The organism is Streptosporangium sp. NPDC005286 (assembly GCF_040607515.1).
Classification (GTDB): Bacteria; Actinomycetota; Actinomycetes; order Streptosporangiales; family Streptosporangiaceae; genus Streptosporangium.
Genome location: NZ_JBEXGU010000107.1, coordinates 21,968 through 33,300, shown reverse-complemented (window position 1 = coordinate 33,300; position 11,333 = coordinate 21,968). Strand labels below are relative to the sequence as shown.

The 11,333-nt window shown below is 70.9% G+C and carries 9 protein-coding genes; 6 read left to right on the top strand and 3 right to left on the bottom strand.

From position 1 onward, the window contains the following. Positions 1–80 precede the first annotated feature (80 nt). Both ABZU75_RS30870 and ABZU75_RS30865 read right to left on the bottom strand, forming a co-directional pair. The gene (locus ABZU75_RS30870; RefSeq protein WP_355561738.1) at positions 81–1,616 is read right to left on the bottom strand and encodes an arabinogalactan endo-1,4-beta-galactosidase; all 1,536 of its coding nucleotides are present in this window, start codon (positions 1,614–1,616) and stop codon (positions 81–83) included. Between the two features lie 93 nt (positions 1,617–1,709). Continuing rightward, complete coding sequence (locus ABZU75_RS30865; protein WP_355561736.1) at positions 1,710–3,722, bottom strand: beta-galactosidase; 2,013 nt, start codon at positions 3,720–3,722, stop codon at positions 1,710–1,712. A 262-nt stretch (positions 3,723–3,984) separates the two neighbouring features. Between ABZU75_RS30865 and ABZU75_RS30860 the strand changes: the two genes are divergently transcribed. The 4 genes from ABZU75_RS30860 to ABZU75_RS30845 are packed head-to-tail and all read left to right on the top strand — an operon-like array spanning position 3,985 to position 8,124. After that, the gene (locus ABZU75_RS30860; RefSeq protein ID WP_355561733.1) at positions 3,985–5,295 is read left to right on the top strand and encodes an extracellular solute-binding protein; all 1,311 of its coding nucleotides are present in this window, start codon (positions 3,985–3,987) and stop codon (positions 5,293–5,295) included. After that, positions 5,292–6,194 (top strand): sugar ABC transporter permease, encoded by a 903-nt coding sequence (locus ABZU75_RS30855; protein ID WP_355561730.1) that lies wholly within the window; start codon positions 5,292–5,294, stop codon positions 6,192–6,194. Before ABZU75_RS30860 ends, ABZU75_RS30855 begins: the two co-directional genes overlap by 4 nt. Then, the gene (locus ABZU75_RS30850; RefSeq protein ID WP_355561727.1) at positions 6,194–7,075 is read left to right on the top strand and encodes a carbohydrate ABC transporter permease; all 882 of its coding nucleotides are present in this window, start codon (positions 6,194–6,196) and stop codon (positions 7,073–7,075) included. Before ABZU75_RS30855 ends, ABZU75_RS30850 begins: the two co-directional genes overlap by 1 nt. 47 nt (positions 7,076–7,122) lie before the next feature. Beyond that, entirely contained in the window at positions 7,123–8,124 is a 1,002-nt protein-coding gene (locus ABZU75_RS30845) for a LacI family DNA-binding transcriptional regulator (RefSeq protein ID WP_355561724.1), read from the top strand. Positions 8,125–8,236: 112 nt separating this feature from the next. On the opposite strand, the gene ABZU75_RS30840 is transcribed toward ABZU75_RS30845, so the two are convergent. Then, the gene (locus ABZU75_RS30840; RefSeq protein ID WP_355561721.1) at positions 8,237–9,475 is read right to left on the bottom strand and encodes a hypothetical protein; all 1,239 of its coding nucleotides are present in this window, start codon (positions 9,473–9,475) and stop codon (positions 8,237–8,239) included. A gap of 363 nt (positions 9,476–9,838) precedes the next feature. Here ABZU75_RS30840 and ABZU75_RS30835 point away from each other — a divergent pair, with 363 nt between their 5' ends. After that, positions 9,839–9,964, top strand: coding sequence for a hypothetical protein (locus ABZU75_RS30835; protein ID WP_355561718.1), 126 nt, complete (start codon positions 9,839–9,841; stop codon positions 9,962–9,964). Between the two features lie 359 nt (positions 9,965–10,323). Beyond that, positions 10,324–11,307 (top strand): TIGR04500 family putative peptide maturation system protein, encoded by a 984-nt coding sequence (locus ABZU75_RS30830; protein WP_355561715.1) that lies wholly within the window; start codon positions 10,324–10,326, stop codon positions 11,305–11,307. Positions 11,308–11,333: the final 26 nt, after the last annotated feature.

Below are 11,333 nucleotides of genomic sequence, written 5' to 3'. Positions count from 1 at the left end.
GTCCCTTCTGCGGGAGGCCTCCAGGCGGGCGAACCGCTGGAAGATGACCTCCTGCTGGTCGGGAGCGGGAGCCGTACGTATCACTGGTGGGTGAACTGGGTGAGCGCGGGCAACGCCCTGTCGGAGAAGTCGAACAGTGCCTGGTTCTCCCACCCGTTGCCCGAGGACGCGTCGGCCGGGTCCCAGCCGTTGCCGCGCACCGCGGTCCAGGTGGGTTCCCAGTAGACGACGCCCAGGCCCCGGCCGTTCGGCACGGCCTGCACCACGCTCATCACGTCGCGCAGCATCGCCGACTGGCCCGCGGCGGAGGCCGGGTAGCCGGGGTACGGCGTCGCCGCGGTGATGATGTTGGTGAGGCCGTCGTCGTTGCCCGTGGTGAAGGGGTAGGCGGTCTCGACGACCAGGACCGGCTTGCCGTACCTGGAGGCGATGTCGTTGAGGTTGGTCTGCAGCGCGCCGAGCGTGCCGTGCCAGTAGGAGTAGTAGGAGACACCGATCACGTCGTAGTTCACGCCGTGGGCGGCGGCGCTGTCGAACCACCAGCGGAAGAGCGAGTTGTTGCCGCCCTCGGCCACGTGCAGCACGACCCTGGTCGAGCCGGAGACCGCCTTGACCGCGCTGTGGCCGGAGTTGAGGAGCTGGGCGAGGTTGCCGAAGTTGGAGCTGCGGCCCTCCTCCCAGAGCATGCCGTCGTTGATCTCGTTTCCGACCTGGACCATGTCGGCGGTCGTGCCCTGCGCCTTCAGCGCGTTCAGCACGTCATAGGTGTGGTTGTAGACGGCGGTCTTGAGCTGGGCGAGCGTGTACCCCGCCCACGCGGCGGGCTTGTACTGCTTGCCGGGGTCGGCCCAGGTGTCGGAGTAGTGGAAGTCGATCAGCAGCCCCATGCCCTGGGCCTTGATCCGCCGCGCCAGGGCCAGCACGTGCGCCTTGTCGTTGTAGCCGTCGGCCGCGTTGACCCAGACCTTCAGCCGGACGTAGTTGAGCCCGGCCGAGCGCATGATGGCCAGCGCGTCACCCTGCGCGCCGGTGGCGCTGTGGTACTTCCCGCCGAGGGCCTCGGACTTGGGCAGGCTGGAGGTGTCGGCGCCCTTGATCGCCAACGTCGCCGACCCCGCGGCGAAGGTGACGTCGTCGAAGTTGGCCCAGCCGCCCGCCGCGGCGGCGGAGCCGAGGCTCACCGTGCACTGGCCGCCCGTCACGGTCTGGGTGACCGCGATCTGGATCCATTCGGACGAGCTGACCGGCAGGTAGGTCCTCCTCTCGGCGGGACCGCAGTTCCGCAGCGCGATCCAGCTCTGGCTCGCGGCTCCCGACCTGACCCAGGCCCGGAGCGTGTAGGTGCCGGAGGTCAGGCCGGTCAGTGTCTGGTGGGTCTCGACGGTGTACGCGCCGGAGGCCCAGTGGGACAGGCGGTAGGAGCCGGCGTGGCCGCCCGCCTCGGTGAAGTCGGCGGCGGCGGAACCGCTGCCGACGGTGGTGCTCCAGCCGGTCGGCGTGGAGGTCGGGCTTCCCGTCTCGAAGCCGCCGTTGGTGACCGTCGAGGCGGCCAGGGCCGCCAGGGGGGTGAGCGTTGCGGCGGCGCAGAGCAGCAGCGCCACCAGGATCTTCTTCATCTGTCCTCGCTCTGGGATGGAGTGGTGCGGACAACCCCCGAAGACCCCCGGTGACGTGCCGCGGTCAGGTGGCCGGCACGGCACCGGGGGAGCTCATGCGTCCGGTGCCAGCTCGACGACGGTGACGCCGCCGGCCGGTACCGTCGCCGAACCCGCGTGCTCGGCGCCGTCGAGAACCCCGGTCCCGCTCACACCCGGGACGGTGACCGGCTCGTCGCCGTGGTTGACCAGGAAGAGGTGGCGGCCCCGCCGCAGGAGTTCGAGGGTGTCGGGCAGGCCGCGCGGGCGGGACACACCCGCGGCGTCGAGGACCGCGCGGAGGATCGCGCGCAGGTCTCCGTCCGTGTCCTGGCCCACCCGGGGGTCGAGGGCCGTGGCGACGTACCAGGCGGTGCCCGCTCCCAGCTCGTGGCGGGTCACTGCGGGGTGGCCCGCGTCCGGTCCGCCGGTGAAGGCGCGCACGGTACGCGCTCCGGCGAGGCGGACCCGCTCGGACCAGATCCGGCCGGTCAGCCCGTCGTCGCCGACGGCGACCGTGCCGTTCTCCGGCAGCGGGTGGAACTCCTCCACCGACAGGCCGAGCACGTCGCGCAGCACGCCGGGGTAGGCACCGGGGTGGATCGTGTCGTTCTCGTCGACGATCCCGGAGAAGCAGGAGACGACCAGGTGGCCCCCGGCCTCCACGTGGCGGTGCAGGTTCTTGCCCGCGGCCTCGGTGAGCAGGTAGGAGCTCGGTACGACGACCATTCGGTACGCCGAGAGGTCGGCCGCGGGGTGGACGAAGTCGACGGTGACGTGCTCGCGCCAGAGCGCCTCGTAGTACGCCTCCATCCGCTCGCGGAACCTCAGGTCCACCGAGGGCCGCCAATCCAGTTCGAGCGCCCAGTACGACTCCCAGTCCCACACCAGCGCGACCTCGGCCTCGATGCGGGAGCCGCGCACCGGCGCCAGCTCGCGCAGCTCGGCGCCGAGGGCGACCACGTCGCGCCAGAGCTCGGAGTCGGTCCCGGCGTGCGGCAGCATCGCCGAGTGGAACTTCTCCGCGCCGTAGCGGGAGGCACGCCACTGGAAGAAGAGCACCGAGTCCGATCCCCTGGCGACGTGGGCGAGGCTGTTGCGCCGCATCTCCCCCGGCCGCTTGGCGAGGTTGCGCGGCTGCCAGTTGACGGCGCCGGTGGAGTGCTCCATGAGCATCCACGGCCGGCCGCCCGCCACCGAGCGGGTGAGGTCCGCCGCCATGGCGAGCTCGATGTGGCCCTCGGCCCGCCCGGCGTCGAGGTAGTGGTCGTTGGAGACGACGTCCACCTCGCCCGCCCACCGCCAGTAGTCCATCGGCTCGCAGTTGGGGATCATGAAGTTGGTGGTGACCGGCATGTCGCTGAAGCGGCGGATGGCGTCGCGCTCGCGGCGGAAGTTGGCAATGTGCGCGTCGACGGAGAAGCGCGCGTAGTCGAGCTGCAGGGCCGTCAGCTGGCCGACCGGTGCGAGCCTCGGGGGTTCCACCTCGTCGAACGAGCCGTAGGTCAGCCCCCAGAACGTGGTCCCCCACGCCGCGTTGAGCGCCGCCACGTCCCCGTGCCGCTCGCGCAGCCAGTCGCGGAACGCCTCCGCCGAGGTCTCGCAGTAGCAGCGCGCGTTCGCCCAGCCGTACTCGTTGTGGACGTGCCACATGACGACCGCCCGGTGCCCGGCGTAGCGGGCGGCGAGCCGGCCGGCGATCCGTTCCGAGGCGGCGGCGTACTCCGGGGAGCTGGGGCAGAAGCTGTGCCGGGAGCCTCCGGCGATGACATGGCCCGCGCGGTCGACCAGGTGGCTGCCCGGGTGGGCGGCCCGAAACCAGGTGGGCGGGGAGGAGGTCGGTGTCGCGAGGTCGACCCTGATGCCCGAGGAGCCGAGCAGGTCGATGATCCGATCCAGCCGGCCGAAGTCGTAGACCCCTTCTTCCGGCTCCAGCAGGCTCCAGCCGAAGATGCCGAGGCTGACCAGGTTCACCCCGGCCTCGCGCATCAACCGGACGTCCTCGTGCCAGACCTCCTCCGGCCACTGCTCGGGGTTGTAGTCCCCTCCGTACGCGATGCCCTCCGGCAGGACGGGATATCCAGGCAACTGCTCCCCCTTGGCTCATCTCTGTGAACGTGCACAGTAATCGAAACCCGACACCCAGGGAAGAGTCGCCACGGGAACACCAGCGCGGGCAGGCGATTAACAAGAGCGTAACGAGCATTGACAGGGCGACATCTCGGATTTCAGTCTGTGAACGTTCACAGATATGTCCGCATGGCAGGCCCCCGAGCCCCGGCGCGACACCCCGATACAGCACCCCCGGCACAGCACCCCCCGACACGGCATCCCTGACACGGAGGAACGCATGCAGAGAAACCGGCTCGCAGTGGCGGCCGCGGCTCTCGCCGCCACCCTGGCCGCCGGATGTTCCGGCGCCGCCCAGGAGCCGGCCGTCCCGGTCGCGCAGAGCTCGGCCCCCGCAGGGCCGGTCAAGCTCACCTACTGGACATGGGTTCCCAACATGGACAAGATCGCGGCGGCCTGGAACAGCGCCAACCCCGACATCCAGGTCACGGTCAGCAAGCAGGCCGGCGGCGACGACGCGGCCGCCAAGTTCCTGACCGCGGCCAAGGCGGGAAACCCCCCTGACCTGGTCCAGGCCGAGTACCAGATGCTGCCCTCCTTCGTCGCCGCCGACGCGGTTGCCGACCTCTCCGGCGACGTGGCGCAGGCGAAGGGCGAGTTCGGCGAGGGCATCTGGGGGCTGGTCACGCTCGGCACCGACGCCGTCTACGCGCTTCCCCAGGACAGCGGCCCGATGATGCTCTACTACCGCCAGGACCTGTTCGACAAGTACGGCATCGAGGTCCCCAAGACATGGGGCGAGTACGCCGAGGCCGCCCGCACCGTACGCAAGAAGGACCCCAAGGTCTTCCTGGGCACCTTCTCCAGCAAGGACCCCGGCGCCTTCGTCGGCCTCGCCCAGCAGGCCGGCGCCCAGTGGTGGTCGATCAGCGGCGAGTCCTGGAAGGTCGCGGTCAACGACGACGCCACCAGGAAGGTCGCCGACTACTGGGGCGGCCTCGTCGCCGAGGGCGCCATCGACGACCAGCCGTACTTCACCCCCGAGTGGAACAAGGCGCTCAACGACGGCAAGCTGCTGACCTGGCCCTCGGCCGTCTGGGCGCCGGGCGTGCTGTCCAGCAACGCCCCCAAGGCCAAGGGCAGGTGGGCGATCGCCCCGCTGCCGCAGTGGAGCGCCGGCGAGAACGCCAGCGGCTTCTGGGGCGGCTCCTCCACCGCGGTCGCCGCCAAGTCCCCCAACCGGGCCGCCGCCGCGAAGTTCGCGACCTGGCTCAACACCGACCCCGAGGCGCTCGGCCTGCTCGTCAAGGAGGGCGCGGTCTACCCGGCCGCCGCCAAGGGCGGCACCATGCTCGGCGAGGCCCCCGACTACTTCTCCAACCAGCCCGACTTCTGGCAGCAGACCGCCGCGATCTCCGCCACCGCGCGGGGCTTCACCTTCGGGCCGAACGTCAACGTGACGTACAACGCCTTCAAGGACGCCTTCGACAAGGCCGTACAGGACAAGTCCGCGTTCTCCGACGCCATCGGCAAGATGCAGGAGGCGACGGTCGCCGACATGCAGAAGTCCGGATTCCAGCTCGCCCAATGACACGACGCCTCGGCGGCGGCGCCCGCACCGCGAGCGCCGTCCCCTACCTCTTCCTCGCACCGGCCATGGCGCTGTTCACGCTCTTCATGGCCGTCCCCATCGTCTACACGGCCTACCTCAGCCTGCGGCGCACCAAGGTCTCCGGGCTCGGCCTGGGCAAGGGCTCGCGCCGCGAGGTCTTCGCCGGCCTCGACAACTACACCGCGACGCTCGCCGACGGCGAGTTGTGGGCCGGCTGGCTGCGCGTCCTCGGCTACGGCCTGCTGGTGCTCGTCGTCATGCTCGGGCTCGCCCTGCTCTTCGCGCTGCTGCTGGACTCGGCGCACGTGCGGCTCGCGCGCTTCTCCAGGGTCTCCGTCTTCCTGCCGTACGCGGTGCCCGGGGTGGCCGCCACCCTGTTGTGGGGCTTCCTCTACCTGCCGAGCCTCAGCCCGATCCGCCAGGTGCTCGACGTCGACCTGCTCGGCTCGGGCACCGTGGTCCTCTCCATGGCGAACATCGCGGTCTGGGGCGGCGTCGGCTTCAACATGCTGGTGCTCTACACCGCCCTGCGCGCCGTGCCCAGGACCTACTACGAGGCCGCCAGGATCGACGGGGCGAGCGAGATCCAGATAGCGCTGCGGATCAAGATCCCGATCCTGCTGCCCGCGATCATCCTGACCACCGTGTTCTCCATCATCGCCACGATCCAGGTGTTCACCGAGCCGACCACGCTGCGGCCGCTGACCAACACGATCAGCTCGACCTGGAGCCCGCTCATGAAGGTCTACCGCGACGCCTTCGTCACCGGCGACCTCTACTCGGCCGCCGCCACCTCGATCGTCATCGCGGCGATCTCCCTCGTCCTGTCCTTTGGTTTCCTGCGCGTCGTCCGCGACCGCGCCTTCGGGGAGAGCTGATGGCCACCACGACCCTCACCACGAGGGGACGCCGGAGGGCGGCCGCGCGACGCCGCCCGTACGGGATCGCACCGACCGCGATCCTGCTGCTGGGCGCGCTCTACTGCCTGCTGCCGGTCAGCTGGGTGCTGGTGGCCGCCACCAAGTCGAAGGCGGAGCTCTTCTCCACCTCGACCTTCGCCCCCGGCACCGGGCTGCTCGCCAACCTCGCCGACCTGGCCGCCTACCGCGACGGCGTGTTCTGGCTGTGGATGCTCAACACGCTGCTGTACGCCGGTGGCGGCGCCCTGCTCTCCACCGCCGTCTCCGCGGTCTCCGGCTACACGCTGGCCAAGTACCGCTTCCGGGGCCGGAACCTGATCTTCAACCTGCTGATCGGCGGCATCCTGGTGCCCGCCGTGGTGCTGGCCATCCCGCAGTACCTGCTCTTCTCCCGGATCGGGCTCGCCGACACCTACTGGTCGGTCCTGCTCCCGCAGATCCTGCACCCGTACAGCATCTATCTGGCGCGCATCTACGCCACCGCCGCCGTCCCCGACGCCCTGCTGGAGGCCGGGCGCATCGACGGCGCCGGGCACTGGCTGCTGCTGCGCCGGGTGGCGCTGCCCCTCATGATCCCGGGCATGGTGACCATCTTCCTGTTCCAGTTCGTCGCGATCTGGAACAACTTCCTGCTGCCGTTCATCATGCTGGGCGACGACCAGAGGTTCCCGCTGACCGTCGGGCTCTACACGCTGCTCGCGGCCGGCGCCAACCAGCCCTCCCTGTACAACCTGATCCTCACCGGCACCCTGCTGTCGATCATCCCGCTGATCGCGCTCTTCCTCACCATGCAGCGCTACTGGCGGACCGACCTGGCCGGCGGGGCCGTGAAAAGCTAGTGGCCGGGCCCGACCGGGCCTCGCCCGGTCGAGGGGAAAATGGGAGCATGGCGAAGCGTCCGACCATCCATGACGTCGCGGCGGTGGCGGGGGTCTCCCGGGGAACGGTCTCCCGGGTGCTCAACGACGACCGGTACGTCAGTCCCGCGGCGCACGCCGCGGTCAAGCGGGCCATCGCCGAGACCGGCTACGTGCTCAACCGGGCCGCCCGCAGCCTGGTCACCCAGCGGACCGGTTCGGTGGTGATGGTCCTGTCGGAGCCGCAGGAGCGACTGTTCGAGGACCCCAACTACAGCGTGCTGCTGCGCACCGCCACCCGGCGGCTCGCCGAGCGGGACATATCGCTGGTGATGATGATCGCCGGGAACGACGGCGACCGCGACCGGGTGGTCCGCTACCTGCGCGGCGGCCACGCCGACGGGGTCTTCCTGGTCTCCACCCACGCGGGCGACAGGCTGGTGGACGCGCTGGTGGACATCCCGGTGGCCGCCGTCGCCCAGGGGGCTGTCATCGGCAGGGAGAACGTGATCCCCTACGCGGCGGCGGACGACCGCGAGGGCGCCCGGCAGATGACGCGCTACCTGGTCGAGCGGGGCCGCAGGCGGATCGCCACCATCACCGGCCCGCTCGACACCCCCGGCGGCGCGCTGCGGCTGGAGGGCTTCGCCGACATCCTCGGCAGGAAGGCGAGCAGGAGGCTCATCGAGCACGGCGACTACACCCAGCTGGGCGGGGAGAGCGCGATGGCCCGGCTGCTGGAACGTGCCCCCGACATCGACGCGGTGTTCGTCGCCTCCGACCTGATGGCCGCGGGCGCGCTCTCCGCGTTGCGCGCCGCCGGGCGGCGGGTGCCCGAGGACGTCGCGGTGGGCGGCTTCGACGACTCGGCGGTGGCACTCACCACCCATCCGCCGCTCACCACCATCCGCCAGCCCCTGGAGCGGGTCGCCGAGGAGACGGTCCGCCTGCTGCTCGCCCTGATCGACGGCGCCGAGCAGGTGGAGCCGGTGATACTGCCCACCGACCTCATCGTCCGCGAGTCGACCTGAGCCGGTGTGAGCGGGCGGCCCGCGACGCGAACCGCCCCCCGGCCGGGGTACGCGGACGGAGGGCGGTGGCGAGTCGTGCGGTGTGTCGTGCTGTACGTCGTTCCGCGCGAGGTCAGCGAGCGGCGGACGAGCCGTTCACGGTCAGGACCTGCTCGGTCTCGATGGCGGGGAAGGTGCCGGTGTCGATGATCCCGTGCTCGTGGAAGGCCGCCTCCAGCAACGCGTGAGCCTTGGGCTCCAGCTTCCACAGCGCCCGGTACTCGCGGGCGGTGGCCAGGGAGACGCCGGTCTCGTGGGCGATGTCCGTCGCCCGGGGCACGAACTTCCGCTCGATCTGCTTGTCCCAGTACTCCCGCGCGGCACGCATCAGGGCCGCGCGCTGTGCCGTGTCGACGACCGGCGGCGGGCCGTCCAGCACCTGGACCTCGTCATCGTCATCGTCGATGACCGATCGCCCCGCGGCCACCGCGGGACGCACCGGCTCAGGCTCCGGGTCCCACGGCACCGGCGGGGTCAGGTCGATCAGCGCGGAGGTGTTGTAGAGGGCGCCGATCTGGGAGAGCAGGGCCTCCTGGCGTACCGAGTCGACGGCCAGGCCGGTGTGCTCCACCGCCCGGTCCATGGCACGGTCCAGCTTGGTGAGGGCCGCGCGCATCTTCCGGTCGGACGCCCCGGACTCGCGGAGCGCGCGGGCGCGCTTGGCCGCCAGCGCGACCCGGGTCAGCCTGCGGTGGGCGTCGACCTCACTCGCCGTACGGTCGCTGACCTCGGCCAGCCCGATGCGGACCAGTGCCCGCTCGGGGGTGAGCCGCCAGTTGATGCGCGAGCGCCCGCTGATCCGGTGGCGTTCGATCGCCATGCCGCGCTCCCAGAGCCACGCCGCCACCAGGGGCGCGGCGAGCCGGAAGATGGCCTCGGCCATGCTGCGGGCGTCCATGCTGGACAGCACCGCGGTCAGGCCGGTGAGCGCCCACACGGCGATGCCGTCGATGCCTGCCGAGAAGTTCTCCCGCATGTTGCGGCGGGCCCGGACCGCGCTGGTGATGACGGCGACCTCGATGAAGGCGAAGAGCAGCAGCCGCAGCGGACCGTCGAAGCCGAGCACGTCACCGGAGAAGCGCCACATGCCCTGGGCGGAGACACCCGTCGCGATGCTGGCGGCGACGACGGTGAGGATGTCCTCCACCGGACGGGGCGCGACGTGAGAGTGGAAGAAGCGGACCGCCATTCGCTGGATGGCGCGGAGCGCGAAGTAGGCCGCGACCAGGAGGACGAGAGCGAACACGCCGATGAAGCTCGTCAACACCGGCTGGTCGGATGCGAAGGTGGTGATTTGATCGATGGGGGGCATCAGTCACTGTCCGTCAGTCTCGATGTCCGACAGGATATCTAGGCGATCATTCCAGAATGTCGGCGCGCTGTTCGCCAAACGGGCGCTCACGCGAGTGACAGAAGAGAACACAGTTGTGGTGGGGACGAGTAAGGATCACCCGCCCTCGGGGCTCCGGGCTCACTCCGGCGTCACCCCCGCCGCACCGCCCCACCACGGCCCGCCACGGGCCAGTTCGCCATCGTGACCAGCGCGGCCAGTATTTACCAAGTCATCTTTCAGATGATCGCAAGAACCGGTACCTAGCGTCCTCGACGTAACGGAGAACACCGAGCGCCGCACTCGACGAGGAACGCCGCGCCCGGTCCACGGAGGGGACCGAGCATGTCCAGGATCAATATTGACGACATCCCGTTCGAGGGTGCCGAGCTGGACGAGGTCGCCGGCGGCCGGATGACCGTGTCCTGGCGCAACAGCAAGGGCCAGGCCAGCGAGTGGTGGGTCAGCTGACGATCGGCTCGCCGCCCCGGGTGGGATCAGACCCCGCCCGGGGCGGCGCCCCACCGGCCGAGGGTGCCGAAAGGTACGTCGGGCGCCCGGGAGAGAAACCTCTTCCAGGGTGCCAAGCCCGCCGGAGGTACATCGGCTGACAAGCGGCCCGGCGCCCTTCCTCTCGGAAGGCGCCGAACCGGCCGGGCCGGGAGAGGGGGAAGGCGCGGCACACGCCGCTCTCCCGGCACGGGCCGGCCGGACGGGGCATTGATTGACCTGGCGCGGCGAAGCGGGATTCCCGTTCCGCCGCGCCTCCATGACGAGACGAGCCTGATTCCCGGAGCCAAGGCTCGGGGTCTCCACGCTGGAGGTATTCGATGATTGACCTCGGAACGACGCTCGCCTCCGGGGTGCGGCTGCTGCGCGGCCTGCCTCGCCGCCGCGCACAGGTGCAGCAGGCCCGTCGGACGGCCGCCGCGTGGGCGGCCGACCACCCCGAGCTGAAGGCGGAGCTCGTCGTCGACGAGCGTCCCGGCACCTCGGTGGTCGACTTCGACCTGCTGCTCCAGGACCCGGAAGGCGGGACGATCGCGCTCACCGCGCGGGCCGACGACGGCGTCCCCTGGCTGATCGACCACTCCACGCGCTGGGCGGCGGGCCGGCTGGTCAGCGTGGACGAGATACACCTGTCGGTCGCCCAGGCGCTCACCATGATCCGCTCACTGTCACGCCGCGACGCGACGCCGTACGACGAGATCGTCGACCAGTGCCTGATCCTGAACGAGATCCAGCACGACGACACGCCGGTCAGCGACGAGGACCTGCAGGCCGCCTCGGAGGAGTTCCGCCGGGGGCGGGGCCTGCACGACCGCGCGACGACGCCGGCCGAGATGGGGATGACCCTCCAGCAGTTCGACGCCTACATCGGCGGTATCGCCAGGCGCCGGAGCTTCCGCCGCCGCAGGGAGGCCGAGCTCGGCCCGGCCTACCTGGCCGCGCACGCCGAGCGCTTCGACCGGGTGCGTGCGCTCTGGAGCATCGGGCCGGAGCGGGCCCTCGAGGACCTCGGCGGTGACTCACCGGAGGGCCTCCTCCCCGCGCTCGCGGGTCCGGCCGGCGAGGTGGAGACGACGATCGCCGAGCGTTTCGCCTTCGAGCTGCCCGAACCGTTGCAGGAGGGCGCGCCCGGAGACGTCGTCGGGCCGACGGCCCATGGCACCGCCTTCCTCGCCGGGGTCATCCTGGGGCGTGCGGCCTCGTCGGCGGACGAGCGGACCCTGGCCGCGGCCGGGCGGGTGGCGTTCACCGAATGGCTGGCCGAGCGCCGCGCCACGGCCTCGATCGAGTGGCACTGGTCGTGACCGGCAGGGTTCCCACGGCCGCCGGC

Bases quoted from the DNA above. Each gene is read 5' to 3' on its own strand.
- ABZU75_RS30870 (WP_355561738.1), bottom strand. From the start codon at position 1,616: ATGAAGAAGATCCTGGTGGCGCTGCTGCTCTGCGCCGCCGCAACGCTC.
- ABZU75_RS30860 (WP_355561733.1), top strand. From the start codon at position 3,985: ATGCAGAGAAACCGGCTCGCAGTGGCGGCCGCGGCTCTCGCCGCCACC.
- ABZU75_RS30855 (WP_355561730.1), top strand. From the start codon at position 5,292: ATGACACGACGCCTCGGCGGCGGCGCCCGCACCGCGAGCGCCGTCCCC.
- ABZU75_RS30850 (WP_355561727.1), top strand. From the start codon at position 6,194: ATGGCCACCACGACCCTCACCACGAGGGGACGCCGGAGGGCGGCCGCG.
- ABZU75_RS30845 (WP_355561724.1), top strand. From the start codon at position 7,123: ATGGCGAAGCGTCCGACCATCCATGACGTCGCGGCGGTGGCGGGGGTC.
- ABZU75_RS30840 (WP_355561721.1), bottom strand. From the start codon at position 9,475: ATGCCCCCCATCGATCAAATCACCACCTTCGCATCCGACCAGCCGGTG.
- ABZU75_RS30835 (WP_355561718.1), top strand. From the start codon at position 9,839: ATGTCCAGGATCAATATTGACGACATCCCGTTCGAGGGTGCCGAGCTG.
- ABZU75_RS30830 (WP_355561715.1), top strand. From the start codon at position 10,324: ATGATTGACCTCGGAACGACGCTCGCCTCCGGGGTGCGGCTGCTGCGC.